Here is a 16,599-nt window from a genome sequence, read left to right as displayed (position 1 = left end):
TTTTTCATCTTTTTTTAGTTGAAAAAATTAGCAAATAAAAATAGTAGGGATCAACTTTTCCAGATTTGCGTCAGCAAACTATCTGTTTAAATCAGTGCTTATCAGTTGTCATCTGTGTTAAATTTTTTCTGCGTATTCTCCGCTTTCCGCGAGAACCTGTTCTCAATCAATCATCGTTGCCCGTATTTTGGTGATTCGGTCATCCAATAATTAGGAAGATTGTGATGCTGGTAGACGATCAACTAAAATAGGTTAGGAAAAGGAGGTAAATTGGTCACAGATGGCCACAGATTTTTTCATCTTTTTTTAGTTGAAAAAATTAGCAAGTAAAAATAGTAGGGATCAACTTTTCCAGATTTGCGTCAGCAAACTATCTGTGCAAATCAGTGCATATCATTTGTCTATCTGTTTTAAAAATTTTTGACCATAATCCCCGCTTAATGTTTAGCCACGGATGCACACGGATGCACACGGTTTTTTTGTGTTTTAATATCTGAATCAATTATCAAATTACAATTGAAATAGCATCGCTCAACTTTTCCAGATTTGCGTCAGCAAACTATCTGTGCAAATCAGTGCATATCATTTGTCTATCTGTTTTAAAAATTTTGACCATAATCCCCGCTTAATGTTTAGCCACGGATGCACACGGATGCACACGGTTTTTTTGTGTTTTAATATCTGAATCAATTATCAAATTACAATTGAAATAGCATCGCTCAACTTTTCCAGATTTGCGTCAGCAAACTATCTGTGTAAATCAGTGCTTATCATTTGTCTATCTGTGTTAAATTTTTTCTGCGTATTCTCCGCTTTCTGCGAGAACCTGTTCTCAATCAATCATCGTCGCTCGCATTTTGGCGATGCGGTCTTCCAAGGATTCGGAAGAAAGTGATGCTCTGAGGCGATCTACCAAGATGGGGAATGAAAACGGTGTAAATTGCCCAGGATATTTGAGGACGATTTGCTGCTGATTGATTTTTTGAATAGCATTCAATACACTGTCTTTATCCATTTGCATCTCCAAAGCTTCCCTTCGGGATTGTTTAAGCAGGAGGTTATCAGGGTCATAATCTTCAAAGACACTGTAAATCAAACTGCTATTAGACTGCAGATGCTTAAGCTTCGTTGGTTTGCCGGGGAAACCTTGGAATATGATACCTGATATGGTGGCAACATCCCTGAATTTACGTTTGGCCATATCGCTTTCATTGATACAAGCTTGAATATCATCGATCAAGTTTTGTTCACTGAATAAATCTTCTGCTAAAATGTCTTCGATGGGAATCACTTCGTCTGAAAGCAGTTCAAACCCATAATCATTCATCCCAATACTGAAGGTGATGGGGTAGTTGAGACTAATTCGATAGGCTACAAGTGCACCTAAAATCTCATGCACCATCCTGCCCTCAAACGGATAAAAAAACACATGATGCCCATCCTTAGAAATGCATTTTTCTATCAAAAAAGTATGAGAATCGGGAATCAATGAAAGGCGCTGTTGCAAATCAAGTAAGGGAGCTAAGTAGGAGACTTCTTCTGAATAAAAAGAGCCTTGAGCTGCACTTTCCAAGATTTCTCGCATTTTGGTGGATAGTTTGGAAGTCAATGATATCCGTCCACCCATGTAAGAAGGGATGTTGCTGGTTTTTTTTGTGGATTGCGTGACAATGGCGCTCAGATCACGTATGGCTACAAATTCCAAGGTTCTTCCAGCAAAAAAGAACCTGTCTCCAGGCTTAAGACGTGAGATAAAATACTCCTCTACCATTCCTAAAAAGGTTCCGTTTTTGAAGCGGACTTTGTACATAGGATCGCTTACAATCGTGCCCATGGATAACCGGTGTCGCATAGCCGTTCGCTTGTCATGAACTTTGTAGCGCCCGTCTTCCTCGATGACTACTTTGGAAAATTCATCATAACCTCGCAAGGATTCTCCGCCCTCGGTTATGAAATGTAACATCCAATGGAACTCCTCATACTGCAAATCCTGAAAGGTGTAAGTGTTCTTGATCAACTGATAGGTAGGTTCTGGATAAAATCCATCACCGACCGCCAAGGTGATCAAAAACTGGATGAGCACATCGTAAGTAAGGGTAGGGCAGTGGATACTTTCCATGTCGCCTGTTTCCATAGCAAAGCGCAAGGCAGCTGCTTCAATCAGTTCTAGTGAATTGGTAGGGACAAAGTAAATTTCGGAAGGCAAACCGGGCTGATGGCCTGCTCTTCCAGCCCGTTGCATAAAGCGGGCTACGCCCTTAGGACTACCAATTTGAATGACTGCATCTACAGGTCTGAAATCCACCCCCAAATCTAAACTTGAGGTACAAACCACTAATTTCAACTTATTTTGATGCAGGGCTTCCTCAACCCAAGTTCGCACAGCCATATCCAAGGAACCATGATGCATAGCAACCCATCCCGCCCAATCAGGACGGGCTTCCATAATTTTCTGATACCAGATTTCGGTTTGCGCACGTGTGTTGGTAAAGAGCAACAAGCTGTTATGGCCCTCCACAATAGGTATGATCTTATCCAATAGCTTCAATCCCAAATGACCTGACCAAGGATATTTTTCCAATTCATCTGGATAGACTGTGTGCACGGCTATCTCTTTGTGAATATCAGCTTTGACGATATGAACTGGTGCATCTGTTCCTAATAAGATTTTATTGGCTTCTTCCAGATTTCCTATGGTGGCGGAAATACCCCACAGCTGTATATCTTTTTGCAAAATGCTTTGGATGTAGGCAAGGGCTAATTGAACCTGAACCCCTCGTTTATTGCCCATCAATTCATGCCATTCATCCACAATGATGCATTTGACTTCTTTGAAAATGGAGGCATTTTCCTTTTGTGCCAAAAGAATCTGTAAAGTCTCTGGCGTGGTTACTAGGCATTGGGGTGGAGTACGTTTTTGTTGATTACGGGTTTTGGTGTCGGTATCTCCATTTCTTACAGCCACTTTCCAAGGAAGCCCGATGCTGTTACAGACTTCCTGCATAGCATGGTGAATGTCCTGAGCCAACGCCCGCAAAGGAGTCACCCATATGACTTGAATCCCTATTTTTTGAGGTTTTTGCCAGTCATGGGGATGTTTGCGGATGTAATCCAAGATGGGAGGAAACCAAAGGGCGAAGGTTTTACCGCTGCCAGTAGGAGCATTCAAAATTCCTGATTTTCCAGCTAAAAAATCTTTCCATGTTTGTATCTGAAAATCGAATGGTTTCCAACCTTTTTGTTCAAAATAAGAAAAACCAACACGTAAATCTTTATCCTCCATACAGCGAAAGTAAGTCTTTTAAATCAGCTAAAGTATTGGCTTCTGTTATGTTTTTATCTTTTCTCCAGCGATTGATTCGAGGAAAGCGGAGGGCTATACCGGATTTGTGGCGGGGACTTTCTTGAATGCCTTCAAAGGCTATTTCAAAGACTAAACCTGGTTTGACGGTACGCACTGGACCGAATTTTTCTACCGTGTTTTTCTTAATGTATTGATCTGCTTCTTTGAGTTCCGCATCGGTCAATCCTGAATAGGCTTTTGTAAAAGGGACAAGTTTGTCACCTTCCCAAACAGCCAAGGTAAAGTCGGTGAATAAATCTGCTCTTCTTCCATGACCTTTTTGTGCATATATCAATATGCCATCGATGGTCAAAGGATCAATTTTCCATTTCCACCAATTGCCCCGCTTTCTGCCTACTTCATAAGGAGAGTTTTTGCGTTTGAGCATAAATCCTTCAGCCATCCGCTTGCGGGAACTTTCTCGTATTTTTTCCAATGCTGCCCAACTTTCCGCCTCCACTGTTGGTGAAAGTTGTAAGCGAGTGGTTGGAATTCCTAGCAACAACTCCTCTAAATGAGCTCTTCTAACAGTCAATGCTTGGGTGCGGAAGTCCTTTCCCTCCAGTTCAAGCAGGTCATAAGCAAAGAAAGAAACGGGGGCCTCCTGAAGTATTTTTTTACTCAAATTTTTTCTCCCAATACGTGTCTGCAGAATCCCAAATGGCAGGGGAAGCGCTCCTTCAAAACAAAGAATTTCTCCATCCAATACGACGTTGTCAGGAAGAAAGCTGGCGGCTTCCACCAATTCAGGAAATTTCTCAGTCACTAATTCTTCTCCTCTTGACCAAATGAAAATCTCACCTTTTCGCTTGATGAGTTGTCCACGAATCCCATCCCATTTCCATTCAACTTGCCAATCGACTGGATGCTCGGATTCCATCAAAGAAGCTTCTACAGGATGGGCCAAATAGAACGGGTAAGGACGAGATAAATCATCTGATTGATTGGATGTTAGGAGTAAATCATGAAAGTTATTTTTAAGTGGATTCCAATCACCCATTAGCCGTTGGGTGACATCGGTTTTTTCTAGGTTAAGGACATCTGCCAAGGACTGAACGACCAACTGCTGACTGACGCCTACTCTAAATCCTCCTGTGATCAATTTAGTAAAGATGAACCGTTCTTCCTTTTCCAAGCGCTCCCATGCGTATAGAATTTGTTCTTTTTTTTCTTCTTCTTCCAATCCTTCCAAATTCATCAAAAAAACAATCCATTCACTTAAGGATTTGTTGGATGTTTCGGATGGTGCGGGTAATAGCAAGGAAATAGTCTCTGCCAAATCTCCTACAGTCTGATAGGATTCCTCAAAAAGCCAAGCAGGTATGTGAGCAACTTCACAGCACCATTCTCTCAGTAAGCGGGTATTAACCTGACGCTTTGGACGTCTGTGCGTAAAGAGTGCCAATGTCCAGAGTTTATCTTGTTCGTTAGCAGTTAAAAAATAGCCCCTCAATGCCTGTAATTTATCGCTTGTTTTATTACTTTGGTCCAAACGATTGAAGAGTGCAACAAAATCTTCCATAAATGAGTTAGTTCTCGGGAATGTGAACCGAGTCACATTACTTTTCAAGAGTTTTATTTAACTTGTATCTGTTCAACCAAAATGGTTGTTCAAGCGTATATCTGAACAAACACCAAACGAATGAAAAAGTTACTCAGCATCCTTCTTATCAGTTCAATTTTCTATGCCTGCAACAAAGATGAAGATAGGCGCTACACTAGAAATGAAATAACTTATGAACTATTTCAAAGTTCTGATTTTGAATATACAGGTGTAGCTACATTGCGAGAGTTGGTGACTGGGGAATTGGAAATGGAAATAACCTTAGATGGAACTAAAGATGCCACGCCATATTTCTTCCCAGTTCATTTGCATTTTGGAAGCTATGATCAAGCTGATTCACCCATTGCATTTTTATTTAATCCGGTTGACATCCGCACCCTAAGAAGCGTCACAAAAATGGATGTGTTGTCGGATGGACGCGTGTTGACTTTTGAAGATTTCAAAAACTTTGACGGGCATATTAAAATCCATTTGGCAGACTCTGGACCTGAGTACAATATTTATCTGACTGTTGGGAATGTGGGAAGCAATGACAATAGTAGGGTGGCATTTGATAGAAACAATATTAGTTTGTGCGCTCCGGAATTGCGTGGCATTGAGTAAGTTAAAAGATAAAAAATGAGGCTTTCTCATGGATAGTTCATTAGATTTTCTATCGAAAAAAGGCTTTGTTTAGTAATTTATCTCTTCGTGAACTAGTAAATTTGTGGCTCAAAATGCCACGAGAGTTTTGAGCCACAAAGTTCTTCAAAAATAAATGCAAAGAAATATTTGGGTGATTATTTAGACAGTTGACTTATAAGTCTCCTTCATCTTCCTCATTCTTTTGATCATCCATTACCTTTTCAACAGTCAGTAATCTGAAACTGTCAAATAAAGTCTTTATTTCTGCATTCATTGCCTTTTGGTATTCCAAGTGTTCCTCTGCAGAAAATGGCTTCATACGGTTGTGAACGTGGTATTTACGCTGAAATTCGTCGTCATGGGAATGTTCAAACCCAGGAACTTCAATGATTTCCTTATCCCAGATTTTCAATTCCTCTTTAAGGTCTGCATATTCAATACCAAGCTCTTTCAATACCTTTTCAATTTCCATGATTTCCTCACGGGCATCAAGGCTGCTTTGGTGATAGACATTGGCTTCTACATAGATTTCTTCGTTATCTTCTTCTTTTTTCTCAGAGGAACAAGCAACGAGGAACATTGCAATCAATACAACTAAATTGGAGAAAGTGATTTGCTTCATAATTTTTTTATATTTCATGCAAAGATAAGAAAATATCCAGTTTCAGAATAACTATGGCGCGTCATGCGCTTTGATTACATGCTTTGTTTATCAAAGTAATAGTTGAAATACAAACAATATTAATTACCAAAAATCCTCCACAAGCTTACTGCTCCCAAGATAAGAGTGATCAGCCAGATGATACCTGCAATTAAATTTTGAATAAAGGTATTCTTGAAAGAACCCATCATGGAAGGTCTATTGACTAACCAAATAAGGTAAGCAGCGATCAATGGTAATAGAATACCATTGGCTACCTGAGCAATGGTGATTAATTGTACAGGCCGGATACCAAGCGAAGCAAATAATAGTCCCATCAACAAAACTAAGCCCATATTGAACCGCATAGGCAAGCTTTTGATGGAAGTGCTCCAACCAAAACTACCACAGACAACCAAGGCGGCTGCCATGGGAGCAGTCATGGCAGAAGTTAATCCAGCTGCAAACAATCCAAAGGCGATAAAGTAAGTAGCAAAAGTACCCAGCAATGGCTCTAAGCCAACGGCCATATCTACCGCTGATGTTACAGATCCCCCTTGTTGACTTGCTCCCGTAATGACAATAGCCATAGAAACCAAACCTCCAATAATTATGGCGGCAAAGGTGTCTTTCCTGACTAGATTTAAGTTTTTTGGAGTTGACCATTTTTTAGCCACCAGGGAGGCATGAAGAAATAAGTTATAAGGAACCACCGTCGTACCAATAATTGCTACAATTACCAAAAAGTTGGAGGGATCAAACTGTGGTACTAAACCTTTGAGAAAGATGCGCCAAGAAGGAAAGACGAAGATTGCAGAAAGCAAAAAGGCTCCACTCATGAAGACCACCAAGCCAGTGAGAAATTTGGTAATTACGGACATATTTCCTGAAATCAATAAACCAAAAGCCACTCCTCCCATAATCAAATGGGTAGTATGGAATGTGAAAATAGCAACTTTGAAAACGGGTAGCTGTACTATCAAGGAGGCCCCCAAAGCACCTCCAGTAATATTGCCCGCTTCATATGCAGTATTTCCAAGTACAATGGCAATCATAACGAGGATAATTGAAAAATACTTCAGTATTGGTGCTTTAATCGTCTTTGTAAGGTTTTCTAACAACCCCGCTTGACTGATGAGTCCAATACGTGCAGCCATTTCTTGAAGGACTATAGTTGTAACAATTGAAAGTACTAGGGCCCACAATAGATCATATCCAAATTCAACTCCTGCTAAGGTGCAAATTGTGACCGTGCCCGGACCGATAAAGGCCGCGGCAATGATGGGACCAGGACCTATATTTCCCAGCCAACGTTTCATTGGGGACGTTGAATCAAGGCATAAATCGCAAAACTGCCCAGCCAATGCGTACCCTCGTAATTATCATCGACGATGAATGGCAGGGAAAAATTCATGCGTGCATCTCCTAATGAAATTAGATGTGGAAAAAGATCAGGGAAGTTTCTTGCCAGCCCATACATGACCCAAGCACGGCTGAAATTAACTCCATCCAAATGCACCAATTTTCCATCTGCTCGGTCAGAAACCCGACCAGGCTCCCATGAAAAATTCGATTCAAATATGACAGGAAGAAAACCATACGCCCAATCCACAAACTCCGAAGGAGCTAATACTTTTCTCATAATATCTAACTCTTGAAAGCAAGGTGATAAAAAATCAAACCCACTAGGCTCCCAGGCCAATGGACAGTCTGTATCTCCCTGAAACCAGTCTTTTGACCGTTGTTCAATAATGGTTTGAAGAGGCTGATGCTGCATTGTTTTAGCATAGTCATAGGCAAAGCTCAACCCAAAGGCAATATTGGTATGTTCGCCTACTCGTATAGGATAAATCAATTTTGGAAGAAATTCTATGTATTTTTCAACCATTAAATCTGTAAGTGGCTGAAGGTTATTTTCCAACTGTCGAGCCAGAGGATCGTTCCAAGTATTAAGCTCCTCAGCTAGTTTAAGTACCCAAGCCCAGCCATATGTACGTTCAAAACTGCTGTTTTGCGGAATATGAAAGTATGCCACTTCTTGAAGAATATTTTCAGCGCTGATATTTTCTTCCAACTTTTGACGAATCAAAACGGCATCATCTAAGTTTGGAAATTGTTTCAACAAGGCTACCAACATCCAATGGCCATGAACACTTGAATGCCAGTCAAAACATCCATAAAATGCTGGATGCAAGGTTTTAGGAGGTAAAAGATAGGATTCATCGGCCAGTGTTTGGTTCAATTTATTGGGGTATTCCGTTTGCATACAATGCAGAGGTAACTTTGCTAGGCGATTAGCCTGATCTAGATTAAGGACGGGGATGCTTGGATCTTGGAAAGTCAGGAAAGACCAAAGTAAGAAGGCTATTTGCATAGTGCTTGAACATATGAAGTTTGCAAGCAAAATATGCATAAAATCACTTGTTTACCAACGAATTTTCTTCAAAATGATAAACAGCTTTTGCTTAGCTGTATAAATTTCTAGTCTTAGAAGAACTCTATGCAGCTAATGATCTTTAAAAAACTTTAAGCTCTCGAAAAACCATTCAGGATTATTTTTCCAATTTAGTTAACTTGCAAACAGGTAAATTGTATCCAAGAACATTCACAGATTTAAACCTTATGCTCTTCAAACGGATTTTAAAAGGCGTTGCATATTCCATACTTGTGATTTTGATTTTAATAGCAGCTATTTTAATGGTGTTTTATTCAAAAGACAAGCCTCTCGTGCAGTTATTGGAAAAGTATACGGATGAAAGTTCTTATTTCCTGAAAGTAGATGACATCAATGTCCATGTTCGTGTTAAAGGGGAGGGAGAACCAATTTTTTTGATTCATGGCAGTTTTGCATCTCTTCATACTTGGACAGCGTGGGAAGAGGATTTGAGTCCTTATTTCATGACCATCTCCATGGATTTGCCAGGTCATGGATTGACGGGTCCAGATGCTTTGCAGCGGTATGGAATTGCCGATTATGCTAGCTTGGTTCTTAGAATAGCCGACCAGTTAGGGATAGAAGAATTTCACATAGCAGGTAATTCAATGGGGGGTGCAGTAGCCCTGAAAATGGCTTCTGATCATCCTGAACGAATTTTGACGCTCAATTTAGTAGATGCTGCCGGTGCACCGAGTACACCAAGACCCGCTGAGACTTCCGAATCGAAGCCTGCGGTAAAAAATGAGCGAAACTCCAGTTTTTCCATTTTTTCTTTGGTGAAGCATCCTATTTTTGGGAAAATGATTACCAAGTTTACACCCAAGTTTTTGTTCAAAATGAATTTGAAGCAAGTTTTTGGGGATGAAAGCAAAATCACGGACGAAATGGTAGCACGCTATTACGACATGATGTTGCGTGAAGGTAATCGGCAGGCAACATTGGAGCGATTGACTACCCGCAAACCCTATGATATCGAATGGGATAACATTACTATGCCTGTATTGATTATGTGGGGAGCCTTGGACTCTTGGATTCCTTTAAGAGCAGGGGAGGCCATGCATGCCAAATTACCCCAATCCACATTAAAAGTATATCCATCGGCCGGTCATGTTCCAATGGAAGAAATCCCGACAGAGACTGTCATAGATTATTTATCTTTTCTAGGCATACAGCTGGATACGGACTACCTTAACAGTCCAAAATATTTCAGCCATGTCCCTTGATTTGTTAACGCCTGTTTTGTTATTAATGCTCATCCTTTTGAATGCTGGGCTGTATTTTCTATTGCTTCGTAAAAATGCCGATAAACGGGACTTAGAGTCACGCTTGCAGGAATTGAGTAGTTCATTGGCACAACAAGCGCAAGCCAACCGTACGGAAATCCAAGGAAGTATTGTGCAGCAATTTTCCCTTGTTTTCGATCAATTGCGGGCTCAAAGTAAAGAGCAACAACAATCAATAGCCGAGTTTGGTATCCTGTTCCGAGAAAATGTAAAGGAATTTAATGAATTGCAGCGGGAAAAATTTCAAGAACTTATCCTGAAGCAAGAAAAGCTTCTCAGCAGTACTGAGCAACAATTGGAGAAAATGAGGGAAACCGTCGATGAAAAACTCCAAAAAACTTTGGAAACTCGTTTAGGACAATCATTTGAGATTGTTACCAAACAGTTACTGATTGTTCAAAAAGGCTTAGGAGAAATGCAGCAATTGGCTACGGGAGTAGGGGATTTAAAACGGGTATTGAGTAATGTGAAGAGTAGGGGAGTGTTAGGGGAGTATCAGTTGCAAAGCATTTTGGAAAATATCCTTTCACCCGATCAGTACGCCTTGAATGTGGCAGTGAAGCCTGGAAGTGCAGAGCGGGTTGAATTTGCTGTCAAAATGCCTGGTTCGGATGAAAGCGATTCCGTCTATCTTCCGATTGACGCTAAGTTTCCTCAGGAAACCTACTATCGCTTATTAGATGCCTATGATATCGGTGATAAAGCAGCTGTAGATATTGCCCGTGCGGATTTATTCAAAGCCATTCGAAAAGCTGCACAGGACATTAGTTCCAAATACATACATCCACCGCATACTACTGACTTTGCCATGCTATTTTTACCAATGGAGAGTTTGTATGCCGAAATCATCCGTGAACCTGCCTTGACACATGCCTTGCAGCGGGATTATAAAGTGATACTTACTGGGCCCACGACCTTGGCTGCTTTGTTGAATTCTTTGCAGATGGGTTTCAGAACTTTGGCAATTCAGCAGAGAAGTGCCGAAGTTTGGAAAGTGTTAGGTGCTGTGAAACTTGAATTTAGTAAGTTTAGTGACTTGATAACCAAAGCTCAAAAGAAAATATTTGATGCACACGCCGACCTAGATAATCTTGTCGGGACCCGTACCCGAGTCATTCAGCGCAAACTGCGAGAAGTGGAAGAATTACCGGAAGAAGAAGCGAGGAAGTTGTTGGAATAGCGTCACCTTCGTGTGCCAATTTGTACAGGTTTTTGACGGTTTATTTTTTTCGAGGAGTGTAATATACTTAATATTACCTCATCAGGGTATCCGGTATGCGCTATGCGTTTTCTTTGACTATTTCAAGTTTAGCAAAGAGAGGAAATTTTTATTTTGCTTGTAAATCATTAAATTAAAGGTCATTAAATCTTTAAACGATGGAAAAGTTTTTTGACTCTCATTTACACGCCACCCTAAAGCACCATTTTGCAAGTAATACTAAAGATGTTTCAGCTTGGGACACCTTAAGCACCAGAGATTATTCTTCTAATTTTTCTGGGTTTAGGGGGAAAGTTACCTTGTTTTTTCTCAAGAACTTTATTGAGGGAACGCTTCGTTCACAGTCCTCATTGACCCAATTGATACAAAGTAAGTACGATCTATGCTTGATGTCTTTGTACTCACCGGATAAAGATTTATTGAAGGCTTTGTATGAACATCCTGAATTCAGAAATATCATCGATAGGGTATGGTTTGGTAAGATTCTTTCCGGCAAACGATTGGAATCATTGATTTCAACAGATAATCATTTTAAAATTCTTTTGGAAGATTTGAAGTTACTTAAAGAGCCAAATACTGCTGGTAAAGTTAACTTTCTAAGTACTAAAGATAGCTTTGATACCTCCCCAGAGACACTGAATCTTGTCTTCGCAGTGGAAGGATTGCATTGCTTACGAAGTAATACCTCGTTAACAGAATCTTCCAGTATTTTAGCTGATATAGGTTCATCTATTCAAATGATTCAATCCCAAGGTGCCAAGATAGTGTCTTCTACCATCACACATATTGATAACGAAAATCAATTGTTTGCTAATCAGGCTTATGCGATGGATGGCATGCGTGCCATGGGTTTAGATGATGTTCCTTTAAGGCCTACTGGCAACGGTTTTAGACCACTGGGAATTCGTGCGATTCACCTTTTGGAACACCATTCAATTTGTACCGATATCAAGCATTTAAGTGTTCAAGCTCGTAAGGATTTGTATGCGCATCGCGATAGTAATTCGATGGATTCACCCATTCTTTGTACGCATGCGGGGTTGGCAGGTATCCCATTTGAAGGATCTTCTAATTCATATCAAAATCACATCATTGACGCTCAGCTGGTTCGTTCCAAAGTTAAAGTTGCAAATGCTGTGGAAGATATAGAACACATGCAAGTTACCTTAGCGAAGCCAATCGCTGCAAAGAATAATCTCTTCGGAACGGTTGGATTTAATTGTTCGAGTATCAACTTGTATGATGAGGATGTTAAACAAATTTACGATTCCAGTGGACTGCTAGGAATTTCTTTGGATGCTAGGATATTGGGTTATGTAAGTTTATTTGGTTTGCACAACCATAATCAAGCGTTGCCCTATGTAAAAGAGTTTACGCACAAGGGTCATTCTTACAAATTGCTTACAGATACAGAATTCTTTTCATTAGATGAATTTTCAAGATTAGGTTTACAGGCCCAAAGAGCGGATTCTTGGTTTGATGATTGCTTAAATTATCATAATTTACATCCAATAATCGGGGGAAAAGGTTCAGCGGGTCACTACACTCAATTCTTACATTTTATGGCAAATGTATTGCACGCCACACGCTTGGCCCAACAGTGGGATGGATTAGCAGGTGTGGAGAAAATGCTCTTGCAGACACTTTGTATTGGGTCAGATTTTGATGGATTGATTGATAGTATTCGGTATGGTACCGATTGTACACGAATTGATTTTTTGAAAAAAAGATTTGAGAAAGACTTTAAGAGTTCAGCAAAAAGATTTGGAATTTCTTTACCTAAATCCTTAACTTCGAAAATGGTTGGGGATCATATTTTTTATCACAATGGAAAAAACTTTGTTCTCAGCCGACTTTGATACAATTGTCCATGAAAAGAATAATATGAATCAGTTGAGTAAGGTTTTTTATTGCTTATGGCTTTCAATCCTGATAAATGTTGGAGCAAATGCTCAGCAATATTTTGAAATTGATGCAGAAGAGCGGGATAATTCCATCGTCATATCCAATACTGCCATTGATATGATGAATAAGGGCAATTATGAATCTGCATTTCGATTACTTGAAAAAGTCATAGATTCAGACCCATCCTTTCTTTTTGCATACCTTAATTTGTATAAAGCAGGCAGTCAATTACCAGCCAAAACAGACCAAACAGTGGCCGTACTTCGGAAAGGGTTGACCATTTTTGAGGAAAATGATGAATTGGCCTATTACTTGGGCAATATTCTTCAAAAGAATGGACGGCTTCAAGAGGCCATCAATGCGTACTCGGAAGCTATTGCATACAGTAAAATCAATGGGGAGGATTATCCATTGGTGTGGGCATATCATTTTAATAGAGGCAATTGCTACCTCAAAGCCAATCAACATGCCAAAGCCATCCCCAATTATGATTATGCCCTCAAACTCAACCCTAAAAATGCCGATGTTTTGACCAATCGAGGCTTTTGTCATTATAAAACAAATCAACGTTCCAACGCATGTGCAGACTGGGTATTAGCCTCTTCCCTTGGGAGGAAAGAAGCAGATAAATACCTTGAAAGCTTTTGTAAGTAGAATCATGAATCGATTTTAAGACATTTTTTGGGAGATTAGTAGAAATCCTTCTACCTTTCGGGCATCAATCTCAGAATTATTTTTATAAAATTGAATTTCAGAGTATTACGTCAATGGGGATGAACATCGTTATAGCAGGAGCAGGAGATATGGGATATCATTTAGCCCAACAATTAAGCTTCGAAAACAAAAATATTATCCTCATTGATCAGGACAAAGACGTATTGGATAACGCTTCTGCTCATTTAGATGTTTTATCAGTCTTGGGCGATGTCACTTCTTTTGATGTGCTCAAGAATGCAGATGTACGAAATGCCAGTATGTTTATGGCAGTAACTACTTCTGAAAAGACCAATATTATTGCCGCCACTTTAGCCAAGCAATTAGGAGCCAAGCGTGTTATTGCTAGGGTTAGAAACCATGAGTACTTAAACCCTGAGCATGAAATTTATTTCAAAAATTTAGGAATAGATAACCTAATTTCCCCAACGGTATTATGTAGTGGGGAAATCTTCCGCATGATGAAAAACTCTACGTTTACGGAGGTATTTGAGTTTGAAGGAGGTAAATTGAATGTGGTAGGCATTCCTTTGGATCAGAGTTGTAGCTTGGTGAATAAGCAAATCTCTGAAATGAGACACAATCCTTTATTTGAGGATATCAAGATTATTGCGATTGTTCGAGACCAACTGACCATTATCCCACGTGGCAATACCTTTATCAGAAACAATGACCATGTTTTTTTCATTTCCCATAAAAGGGCCGTATCATCCATTATTGAATTGGTAGGGCAACAAAAAATCAGTATTTCAAGAGTAATGATCATTGGTGGGGAAGACATGGCATACACTACCGCTCTTAAGCTAGAAAAAGATTACCGAGTCACTTTAGTTCACAAAGAAAAAGAACGTTGTAAATGGCTTGCTGAGCGACTCAATGATACCTTGGTTATTCATGGAGATTATAAAAATATTGAGTTATTGATAGAAGAAGGATTGGAGGAAATGGATGCATTTATATCCTTAACCGAATCCTCGGAAACCAATATCATTACCTCTCTATCTGCCAAAAACCATGGTGTCTACAAGACCATTGCACACGTAGATACTCGGGAATACATTCATATCTCACATAGTATCGGAGTAGATTCCTTGATCAATAAAAAATTGGTAGCTGCCAATGAAATTACGCGTTACCTAAGAAAAGGAAAAATTGAATCCATTTCTGGTATTTATGGCGTAGATGCCGAGATCATTCAATATGAAATCACCAAAAGTAATCGGGTTACCAAATATCCGCTCAAGGAACTACATTTCCCCACTTCCGCTATTGTAGCAGGTGTGATTAGAGGGGAGGATGTGTTTATTCCAGATGGTAATTTTGAGTTAAAGTTGCATGATCAGGTTATCATTCTAACCTTGCCAGAGGCAAAATATGCTTTAGAAAAACTGTTTCATTGATATGATTCATTACAAGGAAATTGCCAAAATAATGGGGGGCTTATTAATGCTGCTAGCTGTACTCATGCTACCTGGAATTGGCTTTTCTTTTTTTTATAATTCAGGAGATCAACAAGCCCTGATATCAGCAGCACTAGCATCATTGACCGTTGGAGGAATATTATTCTTTTCTTTTTCCAAGCAAGATCAAAATATACGAAAACGAGAAGGTTATCTGATTGTGAGTTTAAGTTGGATATTCATGTCAATTTTTGGTATGATTCCCTACTTGATGATGGATCAGCCCTTATCTTGGACAGATGCAGTGTTTGAAACGATTTCTGGACTAACCACCACAGGTGCTACAACCTTAACAGATATTGAATCTATTCCCGAAGGAATCCTTTTTTGGAGGTCCATGACTCAATGGATCGGTGGATTGGGGATTATCGTATTAACTGTTGCAATTTTCCCATTATTGGGAATTGGTGGCATTGAGCTTTTTGTAGCAGAATCACCTGGTCCTACATCGGATAAGTTGCATCCTCGGATTCGTGAAACGGCCAAACGTCTTTGGTTAATTTATGTAGGCTTAACGGTAACAGTCATTGTGTTGTACTTTATCGAAGGAATGACATTTTTTGATGCGTTTAATCATGGATTGACGACGATGGCAACGGGTGGCTTTTCCACCAAAAATGATTCAATGGCTTATTATACTAATCCGCTTATTCAGTATACGGCAATAGTTTTTATGTTTCTCGCAGGAACGAACTTTACCATCACGTATTTTGGACTGAGAGGAAAATGGAGCAAGGTTTGGAAATCCGATGAATTTAAAGCGTATATGTTTACGCTAATAATTTTATCGGTATTGCTGGCCGTACCTATTTATTTTTATGGCCAGCAATCCATCGAGCAATCATTCCGAGACTCCCTATTTCAAGTAGTATCTCTCGTTACAACAACAGGTTATATTACAGATGATTATACAAGTTATCATTCAGGAGTTACTTTGGTTTTTTTCATGTTATTATTTTTAGGTGCCTCAGCCGGCTCCACATCAGGAGGCATCAAATTTGTAAGGCATTTAACGTTCTTTAAAAACTCTTACCTAGAATTCAAGAGGATCGTACATCCGAGAGCTGTAATACCTTTAAAAATCAATGGAGACCGTGTGACAGGTAAGATCATCACCCACATCATGACTTTTTTACTGATTTATTTGATGATTTTTGTTTTTGGCTCCATAGTAATCTCCATTTTGGGTTATGACTTGGTAACTTCTTTTGGCGCTGTAGCCACCTGTTTGGGCAATGTAGGTCCTGCTATTGGCATGGTTGGACCCACCGATAATTTTGCTTTTTTTGATCCAGTAGCTAAAATCTTTTTATCTTTTCTGATGCTTCTTGGAAGATTAGAGCTGTTTACTATTTTGGTTTTATTTACGCCCTATTTTTGGAGAGCAAATTAATCCCATTGGATGCAATC

12 protein-coding genes are annotated in these 16,599 nt (G+C 39.6%); 7 read left to right on the top strand and 5 right to left on the bottom strand.

The features are described from left to right. Positions 1–832 precede the first annotated feature (832 nt). Both IPZ59_RS15570 and IPZ59_RS15565 read right to left on the bottom strand, forming a co-directional pair. Positions 833–3,283, bottom strand: a complete 2,451-nt coding sequence (locus tag IPZ59_RS15570) for a ligase-associated DNA damage response DEXH box helicase (protein WP_236136968.1) — start codon at positions 3,281–3,283, stop codon at positions 833–835. Beyond that, entirely contained in the window at positions 3,273–4,865 is a 1,593-nt protein-coding gene (locus IPZ59_RS15565; RefSeq protein ID WP_236136967.1) for an ATP-dependent DNA ligase, read from the bottom strand. Before IPZ59_RS15565 ends, IPZ59_RS15570 begins: the two co-directional genes overlap by 11 nt. 120 nt (positions 4,866–4,985) lie before the next feature. On the opposite strand from IPZ59_RS15565, the gene IPZ59_RS15560 reads away from it, so the two are divergent. After that, the gene (locus tag IPZ59_RS15560) at positions 4,986–5,510 is read left to right on the top strand and encodes a hypothetical protein (protein ID WP_236136966.1); all 525 of its coding nucleotides are present in this window, start codon (positions 4,986–4,988) and stop codon (positions 5,508–5,510) included. A gap of 193 nt (positions 5,511–5,703) precedes the next feature. Here the strand turns inward: IPZ59_RS15560 and IPZ59_RS15555 are convergent, their stop codons facing one another. The 3 genes from IPZ59_RS15555 to IPZ59_RS15545 all read right to left on the bottom strand — a co-directional run bounded on the left by IPZ59_RS15555 (position 5,704) and on the right by IPZ59_RS15545 (position 8,584). Beyond that, on the bottom strand, positions 5,704–6,153 hold the full coding sequence (locus IPZ59_RS15555) for a hypothetical protein (protein ID WP_236136965.1): 450 nt from the start codon (positions 6,151–6,153) through the stop codon (positions 5,704–5,706). A gap of 119 nt (positions 6,154–6,272) precedes the next feature. Further along, a complete protein-coding gene (locus tag IPZ59_RS15550) occupies positions 6,273–7,490 on the bottom strand; it encodes an NRAMP family divalent metal transporter (protein ID WP_236136964.1) in 1,218 nt (405 codons plus the stop codon). Further along, on the bottom strand, positions 7,487–8,584 hold the full coding sequence (locus IPZ59_RS15545) for a DUF2891 domain-containing protein (protein WP_236136963.1): 1,098 nt from the start codon (positions 8,582–8,584) through the stop codon (positions 7,487–7,489). Before IPZ59_RS15545 ends, IPZ59_RS15550 begins: the two co-directional genes overlap by 4 nt. A gap of 161 nt (positions 8,585–8,745) precedes the next feature. Between IPZ59_RS15545 and IPZ59_RS15540 the strand changes: the two genes are divergently transcribed. From IPZ59_RS15540 to IPZ59_RS15515, 6 genes are all read left to right on the top strand, one after another. After that, positions 8,746–9,831 carry an alpha/beta fold hydrolase gene (locus tag IPZ59_RS15540; protein ID WP_236136962.1) on the top strand — a complete coding sequence of 362 codons (1,086 nt, stop codon included), beginning with the start codon at positions 8,746–8,748 and terminating at the stop codon, positions 9,829–9,831. Then, a complete protein-coding gene (locus IPZ59_RS15535; RefSeq protein ID WP_236136961.1) occupies positions 9,821–11,071 on the top strand; it encodes a DNA recombination protein RmuC in 1,251 nt (416 codons plus the stop codon). The genes IPZ59_RS15540 and IPZ59_RS15535 overlap by 11 nt, the downstream gene beginning before the upstream one ends. A 197-nt stretch (positions 11,072–11,268) precedes the next feature. Next, on the top strand, positions 11,269–12,969 hold the full coding sequence (locus IPZ59_RS15530; protein WP_236136960.1) for a hypothetical protein: 1,701 nt from the start codon (positions 11,269–11,271) through the stop codon (positions 12,967–12,969). Beyond that, complete coding sequence (locus tag IPZ59_RS15525; RefSeq protein WP_236136959.1) at positions 12,938–13,669, top strand: tetratricopeptide repeat protein; 732 nt, start codon at positions 12,938–12,940, stop codon at positions 13,667–13,669. The genes IPZ59_RS15530 and IPZ59_RS15525 overlap by 32 nt, the downstream gene beginning before the upstream one ends. Positions 13,670–13,782: 113 nt before the next feature. After that, positions 13,783–15,129 (top strand): Trk system potassium transporter TrkA, encoded by a 1,347-nt coding sequence (gene trkA, locus IPZ59_RS15520; RefSeq protein ID WP_236136958.1) that lies wholly within the window; start codon positions 13,783–13,785, stop codon positions 15,127–15,129. 1 nt (position 15,130) lies between these two features. Then, complete coding sequence (locus IPZ59_RS15515; RefSeq protein WP_236136957.1) at positions 15,131–16,582, top strand: TrkH family potassium uptake protein; 1,452 nt, start codon at positions 15,131–15,133, stop codon at positions 16,580–16,582. The last annotated feature ends 17 nt before the right edge of the window (positions 16,583–16,599 follow it).

The organism is Mongoliitalea daihaiensis (genome assembly GCF_021596945.1).
Classification (GTDB): Bacteria; Bacteroidota; Bacteroidia; order Cytophagales; family Cyclobacteriaceae; genus Mongoliitalea; species Mongoliitalea daihaiensis.
This window is presented reverse-complemented; position numbering and strand designations above follow the sequence as displayed.

Coding starts and splice junctions, on each gene's coding strand:
- IPZ59_RS15550 (WP_236136964.1), bottom strand. CDS start 7,490: ATGAAACGTTGGCTGGGAAATATAGGTCCTGGTCCCATCATTGCCGCG.
- IPZ59_RS15565 (WP_236136967.1), bottom strand. CDS start 4,865: ATGGAAGATTTTGTTGCACTCTTCAATCGTTTGGACCAAAGTAATAAA.
- IPZ59_RS15570 (WP_236136968.1), bottom strand. CDS start 3,283: ATGGAGGATAAAGATTTACGTGTTGGTTTTTCTTATTTTGAACAAAAA.
- IPZ59_RS15545 (WP_236136963.1), bottom strand. CDS start 8,584: ATGCATATTTTGCTTGCAAACTTCATATGTTCAAGCACTATGCAAATA.
- IPZ59_RS15560 (WP_236136966.1), top strand. CDS start 4,986: ATGAAAAAGTTACTCAGCATCCTTCTTATCAGTTCAATTTTCTATGCC.
- IPZ59_RS15535 (WP_236136961.1), top strand. CDS start 9,821: ATGTCCCTTGATTTGTTAACGCCTGTTTTGTTATTAATGCTCATCCTT.
- IPZ59_RS15555 (WP_236136965.1), bottom strand. CDS start 6,153: ATGAAGCAAATCACTTTCTCCAATTTAGTTGTATTGATTGCAATGTTC.
- IPZ59_RS15530 (WP_236136960.1), top strand. CDS start 11,269: ATGGAAAAGTTTTTTGACTCTCATTTACACGCCACCCTAAAGCACCAT.
- trkA (WP_236136958.1), top strand. CDS start 13,783: ATGGGGATGAACATCGTTATAGCAGGAGCAGGAGATATGGGATATCAT.
- IPZ59_RS15525 (WP_236136959.1), top strand. CDS start 12,938: ATGGAAAAAACTTTGTTCTCAGCCGACTTTGATACAATTGTCCATGAA.
- IPZ59_RS15515 (WP_236136957.1), top strand. CDS start 15,131: ATGATTCATTACAAGGAAATTGCCAAAATAATGGGGGGCTTATTAATG.